Origin of the sequence: Owenweeksia hongkongensis DSM 17368, assembly GCF_000236705.1 — a bacterium.
Classification (GTDB): Bacteria; Bacteroidota; Bacteroidia; order Flavobacteriales; family Schleiferiaceae; genus Owenweeksia; species Owenweeksia hongkongensis.
Genome location: NC_016599.1, coordinates 1907965 through 1929220, shown reverse-complemented (window position 1 = coordinate 1929220; position 21256 = coordinate 1907965). Strand labels below are relative to the sequence as shown.

General features: G+C 41.4%; 10 protein-coding genes, 2 tRNA genes and 3 rRNA genes. 12 read left to right on the top strand and 3 right to left on the bottom strand.

The features are described from left to right. Positions 1-5: 5 nt before the first annotated feature. Entirely contained in the window at positions 6-989 is a 984-nt protein-coding gene (locus OWEHO_RS08715; protein WP_014202106.1) for a PorP/SprF family type IX secretion system membrane protein, read from the bottom strand. A gap of 260 nt (positions 990-1249) precedes the next feature. On the opposite strand from OWEHO_RS08715, the gene porU reads away from it, so the two are divergent. From porU to OWEHO_RS08655, 12 genes are all read left to right on the top strand, one after another. Next, positions 1250-5035, top strand: coding sequence for a type IX secretion system sortase PorU (gene porU / locus OWEHO_RS08710; RefSeq protein WP_169312772.1), 3786 nt, complete (start codon positions 1250-1252; stop codon positions 5033-5035). 50 nt (positions 5036-5085) lie between these two features. Continuing rightward, complete coding sequence (porV, locus tag OWEHO_RS08705) at positions 5086-6312, top strand: type IX secretion system outer membrane channel protein PorV (protein ID WP_014202104.1); 1227 nt, start codon at positions 5086-5088, stop codon at positions 6310-6312. A 336-nt stretch (positions 6313-6648) separates the two neighbouring features. Then, positions 6649-7647, top strand: a complete 999-nt coding sequence (gene pdhA / locus OWEHO_RS08700) for a pyruvate dehydrogenase (acetyl-transferring) E1 component subunit alpha (protein ID WP_014202103.1) — start codon at positions 6649-6651, stop codon at positions 7645-7647. Between the two features lie 14 nt (positions 7648-7661). Continuing rightward, complete coding sequence (locus OWEHO_RS08695) at positions 7662-8930, top strand: pyruvate dehydrogenase complex dihydrolipoamide acetyltransferase (RefSeq protein ID WP_014202102.1); 1269 nt, start codon at positions 7662-7664, stop codon at positions 8928-8930. A 78-nt stretch (positions 8931-9008) separates the two neighbouring features. Continuing rightward, a complete protein-coding gene (locus tag OWEHO_RS08690) occupies positions 9009-9692 on the top strand; it encodes an SDR family NAD(P)-dependent oxidoreductase (protein ID WP_014202101.1) in 684 nt (227 codons plus the stop codon). A gap of 560 nt (positions 9693-10252) precedes the next feature. Continuing rightward, a 16S ribosomal RNA gene (locus OWEHO_RS08685) occupies positions 10253-11772 on the top strand. Between the two features lie 114 nt (positions 11773-11886). Continuing rightward, positions 11887-11960, top strand: a tRNA-Ile gene (locus tag OWEHO_RS08680). A 12-nt stretch (positions 11961-11972) separates the two neighbouring features. After that, positions 11973-12046, top strand: a tRNA-Ala gene (locus tag OWEHO_RS08675). 138 nt (positions 12047-12184) lie between these two features. Next, positions 12185-15054 (top strand): 23S ribosomal RNA (locus OWEHO_RS08670). Positions 15055-15149: 95 nt separating this feature from the next. After that, positions 15150-15261 (top strand): 5S ribosomal RNA (rrf, locus tag OWEHO_RS08665). Together the 16S, 23S and 5S rRNA genes with 2 tRNA genes alongside form the textbook arrangement of a ribosomal RNA operon. 73 nt (positions 15262-15334) lie before the next feature. Further along, positions 15335-17266, top strand: coding sequence for a putative porin (locus tag OWEHO_RS08660; protein WP_169312771.1), 1932 nt, complete (start codon positions 15335-15337; stop codon positions 17264-17266). A 99-nt stretch (positions 17267-17365) separates the two neighbouring features. Then, on the top strand, positions 17366-18448 hold the full coding sequence (locus tag OWEHO_RS08655) for a hypothetical protein (protein WP_014202099.1): 1083 nt from the start codon (positions 17366-17368) through the stop codon (positions 18446-18448). A gap of 22 nt (positions 18449-18470) precedes the next feature. Here the strand turns inward: OWEHO_RS08655 and OWEHO_RS08650 are convergent, their stop codons facing one another. Together OWEHO_RS08650 and dnaB are read right to left on the bottom strand one after the other, a co-directional pair. After that, on the bottom strand, positions 18471-19742 hold the full coding sequence (locus OWEHO_RS08650; RefSeq protein ID WP_407635931.1) for an asparagine synthetase B: 1272 nt from the start codon (positions 19740-19742) through the stop codon (positions 18471-18473). Beyond that, positions 19723-21216, bottom strand: a complete 1494-nt coding sequence (gene dnaB, locus OWEHO_RS08645; RefSeq protein WP_014202097.1) for a replicative DNA helicase — start codon at positions 21214-21216, stop codon at positions 19723-19725. Before dnaB ends, OWEHO_RS08650 begins: the two co-directional genes overlap by 20 nt. Positions 21217-21256 lie beyond the last annotated feature (40 nt).

Here is a 21256-nt window from a genome sequence, read left to right as displayed (position 1 = left end):
CAAAACTAGAATTTAGGACATTTTATTGCCTCGTTTCTCTTCTTTCTCACCCTGCAAGGGAAGTTGTAGCCAAGAGAAACTTCATGAGCACCGCCCAAAGAATTGGCTGCAGATGAGATTGTAATATCATAGCTATAGCCTATTTTCCAAGCACCCTCGGTGGGAGCGTAGCCTAGTAAAACTACTACAGCATCCGGGTTTGCAGTACTGGTTCTGAAACCAAGACCTCCACTAATGGGGCCACGGCTAAAAGCAGTACTCAGGGTCATTTGATCAAAAGTGCCTTGACGCTGATATACTACATTAGGAATCAGGTAATTCTGTAGTTCATTGTGAATGCGCTGACGGCCTAATGGAATGGTGAATCCAGCTTGACCTGATATTTTTAATGGAAGTTTTCCATCTTGAAAGAAAGCTTCATCTGGTTGAGTAAGGTGATGAAAACTTGCTCCGAAATAGAATTTCTCTGTAAAACCAAGTATTCCGGCACTTACATCTAGGTTTGTAGCGATATCACTACCTGGTGGTCTTTGTGCAGTTTCGAGTACAAAACCATAATAAGGATCAATTTGATCAGGGAAAGTTAGGTTGTCCCAGTTTATAGCACGCTGACGAAAAGTTCCTTGGAACCCTGCTAGTAATGTGAATTTTCGACTTACCTTAAGATGGTAAGAGTAAATAAGGCTTGCCTCTGTTGTAGACAAAGCTCCTCCACCTGCTTCATCACGCATTACAAGCACACCAATACCTCCATTTAGTCCATCCACATATTGATCATAAGAAGCGGAATAAGTTTGAAAAACGTCAAGTACTGGGTATTGATTTCGGTAATTTAATGAAGCTCTTGGGCAAATATTAGAACCTGCAAATGCCGGGTTTAGGTACAGTGGATTTGAGTAATATTGGCTAAAATGAGGGTCCTGAGCACGTAGCAAACTGCACGTACTCAGTATGGTGATAGCCAAAAGAGTTAGTTTTATATTCTTCATCCTTACTAGGAGTTTCAAATGACAATGATACAAATAATTAGACTAAATGCCACAATTATGGGCTGTCCTATTATAATTACAAATATGGTATTTTTTATCAAATACCGCTTACAACAAGTTAAAATTGCGTTTAATCATTCTTATTGTAGGGTTACTTTATTCTTAATAATACTTTTGCGAAAAACGCGTTTGTTTGGCAGACCTTAAATAATATGATGCACCTTAAAACAAAAATATCGCTACTTACTATAACGCTGCTAATGTGTGGATTTTTTGTATCTCAAGCTCAGCAGGTACTTTCTGGAAATATTGAATGGGATGGAATCAAACCCAATAATACAGCCTATGATGCTGGTATTGATATTCCAAAACATTGCGAGCAGATCAATATTTCTAATAATATACTCAAATCTGAAGCTTCGAATATTTCATTTACATATAAGGAGATTGGGGCTGCTGAGGCTAGAATGATCCGTAGTGAAATGGAACTTCCTGAAACTCCAAAGGTAGAAACACATTTGGGTGCTACTAATGGGGTAGGCCATGCTTCTGTTTGCTTTTATCCATACGTTTTACGAAACGGAAAAGTACAAAAGGTGGTTTCTTATAGTATGGAGCTAAGGCCTGTAGAAAGGGTTTCTTCCAGTGCTTTTCGAAAATCTACTGCCATGGCATCTTCTGTGCTAAGTGGTGAGGGTTGGTTCAAGATGTCGGTCAATAAGACAGGCTTGTTTAAAATCACTCCCGCATTTTTGGTTTCTAATGGTATCGCTACATCTCAGGTTAGCGTTAATTCACTTCGGATAGTGGGAAATGGTACAGGGATGCTGCCGGAGCAAAATTCAGTATCGAGGCCAAATGATTTGCAGGATGTACCTTTAAAAATATATGACCTGAATAATGACGGTATGTTTAACGGTAATGATTATGCCGTGTTTTATGCCAAGGGTGCTCACCAATGGGATGCTAATCTAGCGGCAGGTGTGTTTACACACCAAACAAATATTTATCGGGATGTTAATTTTTATTTCATTTCTGTGAAAAATGGAGTTGGGAAAGCAGTGCCTGTTGCGCCAGCTATTACTGCTTCAGCCACTGTGCAAAGTACCAGCTATGACGATTACGATTTTAGAGAGAGTGAAACTTATAACTTAGTAGGAACTGGGAGGCAGTGGCTGGGCGATATTTTTGATGTAGAACTTACCAAAGGATATGGCTTTTCATTTCTTAATATGGATAAAAACTCACCCGTGCGTTTGCGCGTACAGGCAGCCGCTAGGGCATCTTCTTCTAATACAATAATGCGGACACAAATTGGCAATCAGCAATTGCAAAACTTGCGCTTTAATCAATATGGAACTTCGAAAACGTCTAATTACGTACAAGTAACAGATTCGATTAGGAATTTCAACTTTACAGGAAACGCAAATGGTTTCACAGTACAACTTACCTATGATAATTCCATGAACCCATCGGCTGTGGCGTGGCTTGATTTTATAGAAATTCAGTGTAGAAGAAATCTAACTTATGGTGGCGTTCCAATTTTGTTTAGGGATATGAATGTGGTTTCGCCAACAGCAGTTGCTGAATTCACAATCAGTCAAGCCCCAAATGCAATGGTCGTTTGGAAAGTTACTGAGCATAATAATGTAGTAGAAATGCCTGTTAGCAACAATGGCACAATACTATCCTTCAAAGATAACGCGGTGGAGCTGGAAGAGTATGTGGCTTTTTCTGGAGTGAATTTTCCGGAGCCCGAGTTTGTAGGTTCGGTGCCAGTTCAAAACTTACACAGTATGGCTCCTCCCGAGATGATAATCATTACACACCCTAAATTTTTGACTGCGGCTAATAGGTTAGCAGATTTCCATACCAATAATGATGGAATTGAAACTAAGGTTGTAACCATAAACGAAGTGTATAATGAGTTTTCGAGCGGTGGGCAGGATATCACTGCTATACGTGATTTTTCGAAGCTAATGTATGATAATGCTCAAGCGGCAAATGTGGATTTCAGATATCTATTATTATTTGGTGATGCATCTTATGATTACAAGGATAGAATATCTAACAACAATAATTACATTCCTATATGGGAGTCTACGGCTTCATATAATTTGGAGCTATCTAGTATTACCGATGATTATTTTGGTTTGCTGAGCATGAATGAAGGAGGAAATGGTAGCATAGGTAGTCTCACCGGACAAACACTGGAAATTGGTGTAGGCCGGATTCCGTGCGAAACCACAGGTCAGGCAAATTCTGCTGTAGATAAGATCATTAATTATACTACTGGAGCAAATCGATTCGGTAACTGGAGAAACAAAATTTTAATGATGGCGGATGATCTGGATGATGAGGATAACTGGGAAGGGATGTTTGTTACGAATTCAGAAAATTTTGAAGACATCATTACAGGTATCAATCCTGCTTTGAATGTGGAGAAGATATATACAGATTCGTATAAGCAAATAAGTACCACAGGTGGTGAATCTTACCCAGAAGCGCATGACGATATGTTTAGAAAGGTGCAGCAGGGATGCTTGGTGACAAATTATATTGGTCATGGTGGAGAAATTGGTTTGACCTCAGAAAAGTTGCTTGGTTTACAAGATGTGAATAGTTGGACAAATTTTGATGCCTTATCATTGTTTATGACCATTACTTGTGAGTTTACCAGACTCGATGACCCAAAAAGGGTGTCGGCAGGTGAGCAACTTGCATTCAATGCTAATGGTGGTGCCATAGCTCTTTTGTCAACCACAAGGGTAGTTGGTGCTCAGTCAGCTGTCAATCTTAATGAAGAAGTATTTATCACAGCCTTTGAAAGGCCTAATAATCAGCCTAAAACTTTGGGTGAAATTGTGATGACAGCAAAAAATGAACTTAAGAATGATGGAACTAGATTGAAGTTTTCACTCATTGGTGATCCCGCAGTGAGGTTGGCTATACCTTACTATAGAATGCAAGTGAATGAGGTGAACGGTGTTTCGGTTTCTGCAGGAGGACTTGATACATTAAAGGCTTTGAGTAAAGTTAAAATTTCAGGACAGGTAAATGATTTTTCGGGTCAACTAATCGACTCGTTTGATGGAATTACAAGCATATCGGTATATGATAAACCTACTGATAAAGAAACTTTGGTAAATGATGGAATAGGAAGCCCAATTCCGTTTGAGTTACAAAATAGCCTCCTTTATAAAGGTAAAGTAGAGGTAAAGAAAGGTGAGTTTAGTTTTGAGTTCATTGTACCAAAAGATATTTCATTCCAATATGGTTTTGGTAAGATAAGTCTGTATGCGGATAACGGTGTTAGCGATGCTGGAGGTTCTTTTGACACAATACTTGTAGGTGGATTTAATGAAAATCCGGTGGCTGATGATGAAGGCCCGATTGTGGAGCTTTATATTAATGATGAAAGCTTTGTGCGTGGAGGTGTTACAGATGAAAACCCAGAGCTGTACGCTATTATTTCAGATTCATCAGGGATAAATACAGTTGGTAATAAAATTGGGCACAACCTAAAAGCTGTACTTGATAATGATGAAAGCCAGGCCTATATTATTAATGAATATTATGAGGCTGATCTTAATAGTTACCAATCCGGAAAAGTGAGTTATCCTTTTTATAGTGTAGCAGAGGGGACCCATACTTTGAGCCTAGAGGTTTTTGATGTACACAATAATGTATCCTTTGCCGAGACCGAATTTATAGTAGCCGACTCTGAAGAAATGGCATTGAAACGTGTTTTGAACTACCCTAATCCATTTACCACATATACTGAGTTTCAGTTTGAGCATAACCGGGCAGATCAACCTTTAGAAGTGCAAGTGCAGATTTTTACCGTTTCCGGAAAGTTGGTAAAGACCATTAACAAGCTGGTTGTTTCTCAGGGTAATCGTGTTTCCGATCAAATTACTTGGAATGGATTGGATGATTATGGTGATAAAATCGGAAAAGGGGTGTATGTTTATCGCGTCAAGGTAAGGTCACAGTTGGATAATTCTTCGGCTGATAAATACGAAAAATTGGTAATCTTGCGTTAAGCCTGTCCAATTGTGATTAATCAGTACTTTTGCCACTTTAAATTTATTTGATGAAAAAGATACTAGCGCTTACAGTAGGAGTTTTTTGCTCAGTAAGTTCATTATATGCTCAGCTACCAGGTAATGTTTCAGCTGAGGGTCAGGAGGATTATTATAATGGTCTACGGACAATTTCAACAGCGGTTCCCATTATTGCTGTTTCACCTGACTCACGTGCCGGAGGTATGGGAGATGTGGGGGCGGCATCATCACCCGATGCGGCAAGTTTGTATTGGAACCCAGCCAAGCTTGCCTTTCTTGAAGATGGGACAAAGTCACTTTCGCTTAGTTATACCCCTTGGCTCAATAAGTTAGTTAGTGATATCAATCTTGCTTATTTATCTTATGTTTTCAAAATTGGAGACAATCAAGGGATGGGTTTTGCGATGCGCTATTTTTCTTTGGGAGATATCAACTTTACAGACGAGAATAATACTTCACTAGGTACAGGTTCTCCTTATGAATTTACTCTTAACGGGGCCTATGCTCTAAAGCTAAGTGAAACAATGTCGCTGGCTGTTGGTCTTCGCTACATATTTAGTGACCTTACCAATGGTCTTCAAGATCGTGACGCTGCTCCAGGGCAATCTTTTGCAGCAGATTTAGGTTATTATTACCAAAGTAGAGAGTATAATATGGAAGGTGGTATGAAGCAGTCAGCCAGTTTTGGTATTGATATCTCTAACGTTGGTGCGAAAATATCTTATGGAAATTCAGCGCAAAGCGATTTTTTACCAACCAATCTACGCTTAGGTGGAGGTTATCACTTGAGGTTGGATGAGTATAATCGTTTGTCTTTTTTGGTGGATGTTAATAAGCTTTTGGTTCCATCTCCGGCAGTGGTAGAAGGACAAAACGGAGTTCCTCAGGATTTGAATGGAAATGATGTTGATGATGAGGTACTAAGTGATAATAGTGACGTAGGTGCCTTTGAAGGAATATTTTCATCTTTTAGTGATGCAGCCGGTGGCGGAAAAGAAGAACTTGAAGAGGTTGTGCTAAATGTGGGGGTAGAATTTTGGTATGATGATAAATTTGCAATTCGTGGAGGTTATCAATATGAAGATGAGCAAAAAGGAGGTCGTCAATACTTCACAATGGGATTGGGTATCAAGTACAATGTATTTGGGTTGGATTTTGCTTATTTGATTCCGGCTTCAGCTACAGTAAGGAGTCCGTTAGAGAATACATTACGTTTCTCACTTCTGTTTAATTTTCAGGATTTCTCCGATCAATAATATTACATTTTAGGATGTTTAGAATTTCAAAAGTTCCTCGCTGGAGGAACTTTTGTTGTTTCAGGGCAATTCTGTTTCTAGCTTATTTGAGGTATAGTATGCAAGTTTGTTGATGCACTGCATTTTTTAGGCTATACTTGCTGCCGTTATTGATGTGTATAGGTATAAAGACTATAAAGGATAATCCTTTTTTAGATATGCTGGGTGCTATAATCTACCTGCAAGTAAGTAACTTAGCCCTTCAGTATTTGATCATTTTAAGAAAAATCACATCATAAAATAGCGGCTTACATTTTATTATAAATTTGCCGCTGACTTATTTAATCGATATTCACGATGCCAAAAAAGAAAATTACCAAAGCAGTTTACCTGAAGTGGTATGAAGATATGTTATTGTGGAGGAAATTTGAAGACAAATGTTCCGCCATGTACATCCAGCAAAAGATTAGAGGTTTCTTGCACCTATATAATGGTCAGGAAGCGGTACTTGCCGGTTCATTATTTGCCATGAATAAGGGCGATAAAATGATAACCGCCTATAGAAATCACGTGCAGCCAATCGGTTTGGGCGAAGACCCAAGAAAGATAATGGCCGAGATGTTTGGTAAAAAAACCGGAACATCTAACGGAAAAGGTGGCTCAATGCACATGTTTTCTAAAGAGCATCACTTTTATGGTGGTCACGGTATCGTAGGAGGGCAGATTCCTTTAGGAGCTGGTCTTGCTTTTGGTGATAAGTATCAAGGTAATGATCACGTTACTCTATGCTATATGGGTGACGGTGCTGTGCGTCAAGGTGCCTTTCATGAGACACTGAACCTCGCTATGCTTTGGAAATTGCCAGTAGTGTTTGTAATAGAAAACAATGGTTATGCAATGGGTACCAGTGTGGCACGTACTGCTAATCATGAAGATATTTGGAAACTAGGACTTGGTTATGAAATGCCATGTGGTCCTGTTGATGGTATGGATCCTGTAAAAGTGTACGAATCCATGCAAGAAGCTGTGGATAGAGCTCGCGAAGGTGGTGGCCCAACTTTATTGGAGGTAAGAACCTACCGCTATAAAGGTCACTCGATGAGTGATGCTCAGCACTATCGCACCAAAGATGAAGTGGCACAATTTCAGGCTAAAGATCCAATCCTTATTGTAGAAAATGTAATTAAGGATAAAAAATACGCCACTAAAAAGGAATTAGAGGAAATCGATCAAAGAGTTAAGGATTTGGTAAACGAATGTGTGAAATTTGCTGAAGAGTCAGATTTCCCGGATCCTGAGGATTTGTTCAAGAATATCTACACTCAGGAGGATTATCCTTTTATAACTAATAATTAAGAAATAAACTTACAATGGCTGAAGTAGTCACTATGCCCCGTCTTAGCGATACCATGGAAGAAGGTACCGTAGCTAAATGGCATAAAAAAGTAGGAGATAAAGTAAGCGAAGGCGACTTATTAGCTGAAATCGAAACTGACAAAGCCACTATGGACTTTGAATCATTTCAGGAAGGTGTCCTTTTACATATAGGTATCGAAGAAGGAAGTACCGCTCCAGTAGATTCCATTCTTGCCATTTTGGGTGAGAAAGGAGAAGATATTAGCGATATTCTTGAAGGCAAGAGTTCTTCTGAATCTGAAAAAGACGTGAAGGAAGAAAGTACAGAGGAGAAGAAAGAAGGTAAGGACGAGGACAAGAAGGAAGATAAATCAGAGAAAAAGGAAGAATCTTCATCTGAGTCTAAATCAAAAGAGTCTACCTCCGATTCTTCAAACGATGATCGCATCAAGGCTTCACCACTTGCTAAGAAAATGGCCGAAGACAAAGGAATTGATCTAAGATCAGTGAAAGGAACTGGTGAAGGCGGTCGAATTGTAAAGCAAGACATAGATAATTATAAGGAATCAGCAGCTCCGGCAGCACAAACCGAGCTTGGTAAAGAAAGTTATGAGGATGTTCCTGTTTCGCAAATGCGAAAAGTAATTGCTAAGCGTTTGGCTGAATCTAAATTCACAGCACCACATTTCTATCTTACTTTGGATATTGATATGGATGCTGCAATGGAGGCGCGTAAGTCGATCAACCTTATTTCTGAAACTAAAATTAGCTTCAATGATTTGGTAGTAAAAGCGGTTGCTGCTTCTTTGAAAAAGCATCCGGCTGTAAATTCAAGTTGGATGGGTGATAAGATTCGCGAGAATCATCATGTTCATATTGGAGTTGCAGTTGCAGTGGAAGATGGACTTTTAGTTCCTGTGATTCGCCATGCTGATCAAAAAGGATTGGCAACAATCAACGGAGAAGTGAAAGCTTTGGCAGAAAAAGCCAAAAACAAGAAGCTTCAACCTGCAGAATGGGAAGGAAACACCTTTACCATTTCCAACCTAGGTATGTTTGGTATAGAAGAATTTACCGCAATCGTTAATCCGCCAGACAGCTGTATTTTGGCTGTTGGAGGAATTAAGCAGGTGCCGGTGGTAAAAAATGGAGCCGTTGTACCTGGTAATGTAATGAAGGTTACCCTAAGTTGCGATCACCGTGTGGTGGATGGAGCAACTGGCGCAGGATTCTTGCAAACGTTCAAAGGATTACTTGAAAACCCAATGGGGCTCATTTTGTAAAATGACTCCTTAATATATAATAGTTTTGTTGAAGCCCTTTTTATAAGGGCTTCTTCGTTTTTAATAGATTGATTTGACATGAAAAATATAATAGTAACAGGAGCAAGTAGAGGGATTGGTTACTACACGGCACTGCAGTTTGCAAAGGAAGGTCATCAGGTTTTGGCTGTAGCCAGATCAAAGGATCACTTGGAAGCTTTAAAATCCGAAAATGAAGCAAAGGGTAATATCAAAACTTTAGCATTAGATCTGTCTTCGGATTATAATATTGAGCAAATCACAAGTGTTTTTACCCAAGTAGATGTACTTATTAATAATGCTGGGGCACTCGTCAATAAGCCATTTTCGGAAATAACCCAGGCAGAAATGCAGGAAGTTTACCAAACGAATGTGTTCGCGCCTTATTTTTTAGTTCAAAAGCTGTTGCCAAACTTCTCCAGCGATGCACATATTATAAATATAGGAAGCGTGGGAGGTGTAAATGGTACTTTAAAGTTTCCAGGCCTATCTATATATAGTAGTAGTAAAGCTGCCGCATCATGTTTATCTGAATGTTGGCAGGCGGAATTTGCTGAAACCGACTTAACTTTTAATAGCCTGGCTCTTGGTTCAGTTCAAACTGAAATGCTGGAACAGGCATTTCCTGGGTATAAAGCACCGCTTTCCCCTGAGCAAATGGCAGCTTATGTGTGCCGCTTTGCGCTAAATGAAGCAGAATTTGTGCGAGGAAAAACAGTGGTAGTAAGCAGAACCAATCCTTAACCCAAAATTAAACTCCCTCAAAACCAGAGAATAAGTAAAGAGGAGGAAGAAAAAGGGGTGGGTGTACTTGCAGGAGTCAAAAACTGGAGTACATTTGCCGCCCCGTTAGAGACATAGTCACAACGGGAAGTTCATCGACAGATTGCGAAGACATCAGGTAGAGAGTAGGAAGGAGAGGGATTAGCTCAGGTTAATTTCAGGAAAGAAAAAGCTCACCTGACGGACGAAAAAAAATCTTCAAAAAAAGCTTGTGTAATTAAAAAAGCGCATTACTTTTGCCGCCCCATTCAGAGCGCTGAATGGAAGCAAAGAGATTAAAAATAAAATGAAAGAAAAAGCTTTATAGTTTAGAAAGTCGTTTTATATTTGCCGTCCGAAATTTAGAGAGCTGAAAGGCTTTTTAAAAAATGTTTTCAAAAAGGTTGTGAGAGTAGAAAATGTTCTTACATTTGCAGCCCGAAAAAATCGGAAGATACAAAAGAGAGTTCTTTACAATATTGAGAAGAAAAAGAAGGTAAGAAATGTAACCTCGTCAAAAGAGTTCAGAATCAAACAAACTTACAATGGAGAGTTTGATCCTGGCTCAGGATGAACGCTAGCGGCAGGCTTAACACATGCAAGTCGAACGGTAACAGGTCCTTCGGGATGCTGACGAGTGGCGCACGGGTGCGTAACGCGTATGCAATCTACCCCTATCAGGAGGATAGCCCAGAGAAATTTGGATTAATACTCCATAATATTATGAGATCACATGTTCTTATAATTAAAGCTTCGGTGGATAGGGATGAGCATGCGTCCTATTAGCTAGTTGGTAGTGTAACGGACTACCAAGGCAACGATAGGTAGGGGGCCTGAGAGGGTGATCCCCCACACTGGTACTGAGACACGGACCAGACTCCTACGGGAGGCAGCAGTGAGGAATATTGGTCAATGGACGAAAGTCTGAACCAGCCATGCCGCGTGCAGGATGACGGCCCTATGGGTTGTAAACTGCTTTTATATGGGAATAAACCCTCGGACGTGTCCGAGGCTGAAGGTACCATAAGAATAAGGACCGGCTAACTCCGTGCCAGCAGCCGCGGTAATACGGAGGGTCCAAGCGTTATCCGGATTTATTGGGTTTAAAGGGTCCGTAGGCGGGATATTAAGTCAGTGGTGAAAGCCTGCAGCTTAACTGTAGCACTGCCATTGATACTGGTATTCTTGAGTATAGTTGAAGTGGGCGGAATATGTCATGTAGCGGTGAAATGCATAGATATGACATAGAACACCTATTGCGAAGGCAGCTCACTAAGCTATCACTGACGCTAAGGGACGAAAGCGTGGGTAGCAAACAGGATTAGATACCCTGGTAGTCCACGCCGTAAACGATGATCACTCGCTGTTGGCGATATACAGTCAGCGGCCAAGCGAAAGCATTAAGTGATCCACCTGGGGAGTACGCTCGCAAGAGTGAAACTCAAAGGAATTGACGGGGGCCCGCACAAGCGGTGGAGCATGTGGTTTAATTCGATGATACGCGAGGAACCTTACCTGGGCTTAAATGTAGATTGACAGGCTGAGAAATCAGTTTTTCTTCGGACAATTTACAAGGTGCTGCATGGTTGTCGTCAGCTCGTGCCGTGAGGTGTCGGGTTAAGTCCCATAACGAGCGCAACCCCTATTCTTAGTTGCCAGCGAGTAATGTCGGGGACTCTAGGAAAACTGCCCGCGCAAGCGGTGAGGAAGGTGGGGATGACGTCAAATCATCACGGCCCTTACGTCCAGGGCCACACACGTGCTACAATGGTAGTGACAAAGGGCAGCTACACAGCGATGTGATGCTAATCTCTAAACACTATCTCAGTTCGGATCGCAGTCTGCAACTCGACTGCGTGAAGCTGGAATCGCTAGTAATCGCGCATCAGCCATGGCGCGGTGAATACGTTCCCGGGCCTTGTACACACCGCCCGTCAAGCCATGGAAGCTGGGGGTGCCTGAAGTCGGTCACCGAAAGGAGCTGCCTAGGGTAAAACTAGTGACTGGGGCTAAGTCGTAACAAGGTAGCCGTACCGGAAGGTGCGGCTGGAACACCTCCTTTTAGAGAATAGAACTTCTTTTGAGGTTATATTTCCCTTCTTTTTTCTTTTCTTTTTTTTCCTTTTCTGAAGTCTTACATCAGTTTTGAAACGGGGATCATTTCTTCAGGAAATAAAGTCCCGTAGCTCAGCTGGTTAGAGCGCTACACTGATAATGTAGAGGTCCGCAGTTCAAGTCTGCGCGGGACTACAATTTAGAAAAGGGGGATTAGCTCAGCTGGCTAGAGCGCCTGCCTTGCACGCAGGAGGTCATCGGTTCGACTCCGATATTCTCCACATAGGGAAAATAGAGTACAAAGTATGCAGTAGAAAGTACTAAGACTTACCGTCAAATACTAACCACTCAGTACTTAATACTTTTTCCAAAAGTTCTTTGACATATTGAGAGTGAATACATAAAATTTGTAAATCATTAAGAAAGTAATTAAGGGCGTACGGTGGATGCCTTGGCTTTTAGAGGCGATGAAGGACGTGACAAGCTGCGATAAGCTACGGGGAGATGCACATAATCTTTGATCCGTAGATTTCCGAATGGGGCAACCCAGCATACTGAAGGTATGTTACCCGCAAGGGGGCAAACCCGGGGAACTGAAACATCTAAGTACCCGGAGGAAGAGAAAACAATAGTGATTCCCTGAGTAGTGGCGAACGAAACGGGAACAGCCCAAACCAATCATGTTTCGGCATGATTGGGGTTGTAGGACCACGCTGTGGAATGTTCAACGAAGTAGAAGATACTGGAAAGTGTCTCCATAGAGGGTGATAGACCCGTATACGTAAGTTCGAATAATTCCTAGTGGTATCCTGAGTAGCGCGGGACATGTGAAATCCTGTGTGAATCTGCCGGAACCATCCGGTAAGGCTAAATACTCCTAAAAGACCGATAGCGAACTAGTACCGTGAGGGAAAGGTGAAAAGTACCCTGAATAAGGGAGTGAAATAGTACCTGAAACCGTACGCTTACAAGCGGTTGGAGCAGATTTATTCTGTGACAGCGTGCCTTTTGCATAATGAGCCTACGAGTTACTCCTCACTAGCGAGGTTAAGGATTGAAAATCCGCAGCCGAAGCGAAAGCAAGTCTGAATAGGGCGACATAGTTAGTGGGGGTAGACGCGAAACCCGGTGATCTACCCATGGCCAGGTTGAAGCTCTGGTAACACAGAGTGGAGGACCGAACCCGTTGACGTTGAAAAGTCTTGGGATGAGCTGTGGGTAGGGGTGAAAGGCTAATCAAACTGGGAAATAGCTCGTACTCCCCGAAATGCATTTAGGTGCAGCGTTGATATTGAGTCTACTAGAGGTAGAGCGACTGGTTGGATGCGGGGGCTTCACCGCCTACCAAATCCTGTCAAACTCCGAATGCTAGTAGATATGATCAGCAGTGAGGGCATGGGTGCTAAGGTCCATGTCCGAGAGGGAAACAACCCAGACCATCTGCTAAGGCCCCCAAATGTATGCTAAGTTGATCAAACGTGGTCCGATTGCTTTGACAGCTAGGATGTTGGCTTGGAAGCAGCCATTCATTTAAAGAGTGCGTAACAGCTCACTAGTCGAGCGATCGGGCGTGGATAATAATCGGGCATTAAGCATACTGCCGAAGCAATGGACTCGAAAGAGTGGTAGGGGAGCATTCTAAGGGCGTAGAAGGTGTACTGTGAGGTATGCTGGAGCGCTTAGAAAAGAAAATGTAGGCATAAGTAACGATAAAGCGGGCGAGAAACCCGCTCACCGATAGACTAAGGTTTCCTGAACAACGCTAATCGGTTCAGGGTTAGTCGGGACCTAACGCGAACCCGAATGGGGTAGTGGATGGACAATTGGTTAATATTCCAATACTTGTATTTACTGCGATGGGGTGACGGAGTAGTGAAAGTCCTGCGCACTGACGGAATAGTGCGTTAAAACCTGTAGATATAAGCTTTGTAGGCAAATCCGCAAAGCTTGTCGAAGGTGATAGTACTCAGAATCTTCGGATGACGAGATATGGACCTAATCAGACTTCCAAGAAAAACCTCTAAGCTTCAGGTAAATACAACCCGTACCGTAAACCGACACAGGTAGTCAAGGAGAGAATCCTAAGGTGCTCGAGTGATTCATGGCTAAGGAACTAGGCAAAATGGCCTCGTAACTTCGGGAGAAGAGGCGCCACACTTCGGTGTGGCCGCAGTGAAAAGGCCCAGGCGACTGTTTATCAAAAACATAGGACTCTGCTAAATCGAAAGATGATGTATAGGGTCTGACACCTGCCCGGTGCTGGAAGGTTAAGAGGAGATGTTAGCTTTGCGAAGCATTGAATTGAAGCCCCAGTAAACGGCGGCCGTAACTATAACGGTCCTAAGGTAGCGAAATTCCTTGTCGGGTAAGTTCCGACCTGCACGAATGGTGTAACGATCTGGGCACTGTCTCGGCCATGAGCTCGGTGAAATTGTAGTAACGGTGAAGATGCCGTTTACCCGCAGTGGGACGAAAAGACCCCGTGCACCTTCACTACAGCTTAGTATTGACTTCGGATAAACAATGTGTAGGATAGGTGGGAGACTTTGAAGCGGCATCGCTAGGTGTTGTGGAGTCAACCTTGAAATACCACCCTTTGTTTATTTGGAGCCTAACCCCGCAAGGGGGACATTGCTTGGTGGGTAGTTTGACTGGGGTGGTCGCCTCCAAAAGAGTAACGGAGGCTTCTAAAGGTGCCCTCAGCACGCTTGGTAACCGTGCGTAGAGTGTAATGGCACAAGGGCGCTTGACTGTGAGACCTACAAGTCGAGCAGGTACGAAAGTAGAGCATAGTGATCCGGTGGTTCCGCATGGAAGGGCCATCGCTCAAAGGATAAAAGGTACGCCGGGGATAACAGGCTGATCTCCCCCAAGAGCTCACATCGACGGGGGGGTTTGGCACCTCGATGTCGGCTCGTCACATCCTGGGGCTGGAGAAGGTCCCAAGGGTTGGGCTGTTCGCCCATTAAAGTGGCACGCGAGCTGGGTTCAGAACGTCGCGAGACAGTTCGGTCTCTATCTACTGCGGGCGTTAGAAATTTGAGGGGGGCTGACTTTAGTACGAGAGGACCGAGTTGGACAGACCTCTAGTGCACCTGTTGTGGCGCCAGCTGCATCGCAGGGTAGCTATGTCTGGAAGAGATAAGCACTGAAAGCATATAAGTGCGAAACTCGCCTCAAGATGAGATTTCTTTTAAGGGTCGTTATAGATGATGACGTTGATAGGCTATAGGTGTAAAGGCAGTAATGTCATAGCCGAGTAGTACTAATTACCCGTTAGCTTTCTAATGACAGGTTTTATGTATTCATTTTCTCGATATGTTATTTTAAAATATTAGTAGTTGGATCCACAATACAGGAACCCAATAAATCTACTTAAAGATTTATGGTGACTATAGCGGTGGGGATCACCTCTTCCCATTCCGAACAGAGCAGTTAAGCCCACCAGCGCAGATGGTACTGGAGTAATATCCGGGAGAGTATGTCGTTGCCACTTTTTAAAGCCTCGCTTTCTTCATTGATCGCGAGGCTTTTTTAGTTATTTTTGGTTCGAAGTTTGCTTAATGCCCATGATGAATATCAAAGCTCTCGCTTGTTTTTTTTTAATCATTATTTCCCTGTTTTCAGCGACTTCTTTTGGGCAGTTAGGAGATGGTGCTGTTAAGTCTACAAAACCAAAATTCAGCCATCAGTATTCCTTTTTTGAATCAGACTATTATTACTTCATAGATACCAGTTTTAATTCTCTTCACTGGTACCATCAATTTAATCATAGGAGCAAAGACAATTTCTCTTACAATGTGCTTGGAAGTATGGGCAATCCTATGAATGCGTTGACTTTACCAAGACAGAAAGATATTTGGAATTATAATGGCCTTGGTGCATATACTCCTTATTTTAAATCTTTAGATAATATACCATTTTACCAAACTAAATCTCCGATAACAGAGGCCAATTACTGGATGGGCTATGATAGAGGCCAGAGCTTCAACATTAGCCACACACAGAACATTACGGATGATTGGAACTTTGTGATAAACTATAAAAGGCTTAATGATCTGGGGTATTATGATCACAATAGGAATATTCAGTCTACATTTCTATTTAATACCAATTATATAGGCAAAGAGAGCGGTTATAATGCTCATTTCTACTACTTGAATGAAAAGTTTAATACCGAAGAAAATGGAGGGGTCGTAAGTGACTCCTTGTTTGAGTTAAATCAGGATCAACGTGTAATACTGGATGTTAACTTGGATCAAGATACTCGCGAGTTGAGGAACAGAGAGCTTTTTGTTGATCAGAATTTGGATTTGAATAAGATCTTGGGACTGATAAACTCCAAGCAAGATACAGCACTACCCGCTGCTGTGGATTCTATTACAGAAGTGGATCCTAAAGAAAAGGCAGTTATTGCCATCGGTCATACCTTTAGGTACAATGCCAGTTACAATAAGTATGTGGGGCATGCTCCAGAGGAAGGCTCTGTTGGCTACTATGATAATTATTTCAATGTTACCCTTGGTGAATATATTGACAGTTCGCACTACAAAAGTTACGAGAACGCAGTTTATCTAAAAGGGCAGGTCGGTAACAAAACACGACTAAATGTAAAGGGAGGGATTAAAAATATAATTACTGAATACGAAGGCTACAATTATAGGCTTGTAAATAATGGATGGGGTATAACAGGTAACATTGCGGGTAAAGTGTCGGAGATTGTTTCTGTGAGGGGAGATGTAGATTACATTTTCACAGGAAACCTTCAGCAGAGCTTGGATATAAAAGCGCAAGCAAACTTGAAACCTGTGGAATGGCTTAGGGCATTTGGAGGTTATCAATATAGCTTGAGATATCCCGATTACTTTGAGCAATTTTACTTTAGCAATAACTATATATGGCAAAACAGGCTAAAGAAACAAGGAGTAAACCGCTTGTGGTATGGCTTGGGCTGGGGGCGTAATAATAGCCTGGAGATTACTAATGCTGTGTATAGCAACTATACATATTATGATGCCGATGTAAATCCCGTTCAGTCAGACGAAGCAATCACAGCGCTAAAGGCTGAGTTAAATCAAAATTTTGAATTTTGGAATTTTGTGCATTTAGATAACCGTGTGGCGTTTCAAAAAGTAGGGGGAAATAGCGAAGCGATGCCTTTGCCCGAATGGAAGACACGAAATGCATTGTACTTTGAGTTTTTCTTGTTTAATAAAGCCTTGAAATGTTTGGCGGGAGCGGAGCTTAATTACTTTACAGAATACTATTCCCAAAGTTATAATCCAGCCACAGGACGTTTTTACAATGCCCGTGAAGAGCTAATTGGCAACTTTCCAATAGTTGATTTATTTGCAACTTTCCAGTTGAGGACCGCTCGAATATTTTTCAAGTATGAGCATATAAATCAACCAAGTAGTGGTGGTGCATATTATGCTGCTCCGCACTTTCCGTTTCCAGATAGAAAGTTTAGAATCGGAATCACCTGGAGGTTCTTTAACTAATAGACTGTTAAACAACTTTTAAAGTCTTTTGGATGAAATATTAACCGGTCTTTAGCTAAGGAGCGGAGGTTTAATTTATCACAAATTGTTTTTACTGTTATGATGGATACTAATTCGCCAAAAAATATAACCTATCTATTAGGAGCAGGAGCGAGTGCATCGGCACTTCCAGTTGTGAATCAATTCAAGGATGGATTAAGGGCATTGGTGGGATGTTTCAATGACGTTGCAGAAAAGGATGATCTAGGTATGAAAAGAATTTACCAGGATCTACTTTGGTTAGCAGAAAAGCATGATATCTATTATTCTATTGATACAGCAGCAAAAGTATTCTTCCATCAGGAAGGAAGTAATAGCGAAAACCTCAAAAGATTGAAGCGTACAGTTCTATTATATTTTTTACTTGAACAATTACCTATCCCTGAACTACTCGAATTTAGAGCCAGAGAACATCAGGCTCCTATTGACAATCGATACTTTAGGCTATTAGCATACTATTTGGGGAGCAATACGGTGCCCACTTTACCTGATAATTTGCATTTTATATCATGGAATTATGATATGCAGTTGGAGTTGGCGTTTAATCACTTTGGCTTTGAACAGAATCTTAGAACAACCTCTGAGGAGTTAAAGTCACTCCCACGTGGTGGTAGCTATAGAAGTATAACTAAGAATGATGTAGAAACAGCAAAAGTCATTCACTTAAATGGAGTAGCGGGTTTAGGTCTGCGTAACAAAAGGGAAGAAGAAATTATCGAAAACCTGATAGATGTGTTTTCAAATATGAGTTTAAAAGAAGTATTGGAGAAAATAAAAGCCATGAATTTTTTTGAAGACATCGAAGCGGATTACATGATTAATTTTGCTTGGGAAAAGAGGGGGCTAAGCCGAGAGTATTTTGACAGGGCAAAGGAAATAATGGCTAACACTTCAGATTTGATTGTGATTGGATATTCTTTCCCCAATTTTAATCGATTTATAGATAAGGACTTAATGAAACCTTTTATGGGAAACGATAATGCTGTAGGTGAAGCCCTCAAAGTTAATCCCAGAAGAATTTATTTTCAGGATATTTATGCTGAGGATAGAGTCAAAGTATTAAAAAGTCAGTTTGATATTTCAGACAGCATTATTAAACATATTGAAAACACGGGAGAGTTCTTCATTCCTCCTAACTATTAAATACGAGTTCATTCAGATTAGATTAGGTCTTCTGCTTTTCCTTTTTGGCAGCAGGAAAAAGAATGTTGTTCAGGATGAGGCGGTACCCAGGAGAATTTGGATATAGTTCTAATTCCGTCTTTGGATCACCCACACGATGCTGATAATCTTCAGGATCATGACCGCCATAAAACGTCCAAGTACCTTTTCCCATTTCACCGTGAATGTAACGAGCTTCACCTGCCGATTTTAGCTCTCCCATTATTAATACATCAGATTTTATCAAAGACTTGTTGAAGGCTGTAGTTTGTCCCATAAAGCCTTTCACAATTTGAGTATGATTTTGACAGAGCATAGTTGGAATCACATCCCATTTTGCCGAGAATTCAAAAAGAGTGAAATAATCTTTCTCAGGTTTTACTTTACGTGTTTGAGTAACATCAATGTTAGAAAACTCGTATTCCATGGGGTTTTGGCTAAGCTTATAATTTTTAAAAGCCAAAGTCTGTGTGTAGTCGAGTTTGTTTTGATAATTCGGATCAGAAGCATCTCCATCAAACATAGGCTCGCAAATATCCACTCCGGCTGCAGAAAGTGAAATATCATAGCTATCCGTAGCAGAGCACATTGCAAATAAAAATCCGCCACCAATGGTGTACTCTTTAATTTTTTGGGCCACAGCCAACTTCTGCTCACTTACCTTGTTAAATCCCATTCTCTTAGCTTCACTCTCAGCCTCATTTTTTTGCTGAATGTACCAGGGTGCATTTCTAAAGGCGGCATAAAACTTTCCATATTGGCCGGTAAAATCTTCGTGATGCAGATGCAGCCAGTCATACATGGGAAGAAGGTCATTTAATACTTCTTCGTCATAAACCAAGTCATAAGGGATTTCGGCATAAGTGAGAACCAGTGTTACAGCATCATCCCAGGGGAGTTTAGACTTTGGTGAATACACAGCAATTTTTGGAACTTTCTCCAATTTCACCACATTCATATTCACCGCTGGACTACTCAGTTCCTGACGAATTTGAGCCGCAGAGGCATCACTTATTTTTTCAAAAGAAACATTTCGTATTTGACACTCTATTTTAAAAGCATCATTATAAGGAATCAAAAAACTACCACCTCGATAGTTTAACAACCACTCCATTTCCACTTCTTGCTGCAATACCCAGTAAGCAATTCCGTAAGCTTTCAGGTGATTAGTTTGCCCTTCTTCATCCATTGGGATTAGTAGGTAGGCCGACTTTCCGCCAATGCTAAGTAGCAGTAAAAATGTGAGAAAAAGTGTTTTAAAACGGTTGTTCATCATAAGGGTCATCATCTTCATCAAGGAAGCTGCCGGTGTTCATTTTGGATTCCAGTACCATGCTCTCTAAACCTTCATTTTCTTCAAGGTCAGAGAATTTGGCCATGGCACCTTGGAAGCGTAAGCGAACGTTGTCTAAGCCACCATTACGGTGTTTTGCTATAATAAATTCGGCCTGTCCTTCTGAAGGTGAGCCATCAGCCCACTCGGTTATATCATAATATTCGGGGCGATAGATAAAGGATACAATATCCGCATCCTGCTCAATAGCTCCAGATTCACGAAGGTCAGAAAGCATCGGACGTTTATCGCCACCACGCGTTTCCACAGCACGGCTTAGCTGTGATAGTGCAATTACGGGAACATTAAGTTCTTTCGCAATACTCTTTAAGGAACGTGAAATGGTACTAATTTCTTGTTCACGGTTACCACCTGCCTTTCCTCCGGCAGTCATTAGTTGTAGGTAGTCAATGATAATCATCTTCACATCATGCTGAGCAACCAACCTTCTACATTTTGCCCTAAGGTCAAATACACTAATTGCAGGAGTATCATCAATAAATAAAGGAGCGCGTTCCAGGTTTTTCACTTTTGTGAGAAGTTGCTGCCACTCATGGTCATCCAGGTTTCCTTTTCTTAATTTCTCAGAAGTAAGGCCAGTTTCACTAGAAATCAAACGAGTGATTAGCTGAACGGACGACATCTCCAAGGAGAAAACCGCCACTGCACGTTTGTGATCTACCGCAATATTTCGAGCCATAGAAAGTACAAAAGCCGTTTTACCCATACCCGGACGAGCTGCAAGGATAACCAAATCGGAAGGCTGCCAACCTGAAGTAACGCGGTCTACTTTGGAGAATCCAGAAGGAATTCCACTCAAGCCTTCTTGTTTAGAGATTTCTTCAATTTTAGAAATAGCTTCTTTTATCAGATCATGAGCTGAGGAGTAGTTCTTTACAATGTTACCGTGTGCTACTTCAAATAAATCTTGTTCTGCTTGATCCAAAAGGTCAAACACATCAGTACTTTCATCAAATGCACTGGTGATAATAGTGCTGGCCACACGTATCATTTCACGCTGTATGTGCTTTTGAACAATAATGCGTGCATGAAATTCAGAGTGAGCTGATGAGGATACTTTTTGACTAAGTTCTATCAGGTAATATTCGCCACCAACGGAGCTCAAGTCTCCATTTTTGCGCATAAGGTTGGCTACGGTAAGAATATCTACTGGCTGGCTATCACCAAAGAGCTCTTTTACCGTTTTAAAAATAAGTTGGTGTTCTTCTTTGTAAAAGCTTTCGGGGCTTAGAATGTCAATCACTTGATTGATAGCGGAATTATCAATCAATAAAGCACCCAACACAGCTTCCTCAAAATCTACAGCTTGAGGCGGTATCCTACCTTTCTCTAGCTCAATTACATTTTTTGGTTGCCGTTTTTGATTGGCAAATTGTTTATTTCCAGCATTTTCCATCCTCGATCCGCTATGTTATATGATTGACAAAAAAGGTTTC

Coding starts and splice junctions, on each gene's coding strand:
- OWEHO_RS08715 (WP_014202106.1), bottom strand. CDS start 989: ATGAAGAATATAAAACTAACTCTTTTGGCTATCACCATACTGAGTACG.
- porU (WP_169312772.1), top strand. CDS start 1,250: ATGTGTGGATTTTTTGTATCTCAAGCTCAGCAGGTACTTTCTGGAAAT.
- porV (WP_014202104.1), top strand. CDS start 5,086: ATGAAAAAGATACTAGCGCTTACAGTAGGAGTTTTTTGCTCAGTAAGT.
- pdhA (WP_014202103.1), top strand. CDS start 6,649: ATGCCAAAAAAGAAAATTACCAAAGCAGTTTACCTGAAGTGGTATGAA.
- OWEHO_RS08695 (WP_014202102.1), top strand. CDS start 7,662: ATGGCTGAAGTAGTCACTATGCCCCGTCTTAGCGATACCATGGAAGAA.
- OWEHO_RS08690 (WP_014202101.1), top strand. CDS start 9,009: ATGAAAAATATAATAGTAACAGGAGCAAGTAGAGGGATTGGTTACTAC.
- OWEHO_RS08660 (WP_169312771.1), top strand. CDS start 15,335: ATGATGAATATCAAAGCTCTCGCTTGTTTTTTTTTAATCATTATTTCC.
- OWEHO_RS08655 (WP_014202099.1), top strand. CDS start 17,366: ATGATGGATACTAATTCGCCAAAAAATATAACCTATCTATTAGGAGCA.
- OWEHO_RS08650 (WP_407635931.1), bottom strand. CDS start 19,742: ATGATGAACAACCGTTTTAAAACACTTTTTCTCACATTTTTACTGCTA.
- dnaB (WP_014202097.1), bottom strand. CDS start 21,216: ATGGAAAATGCTGGAAATAAACAATTTGCCAATCAAAAACGGCAACCA.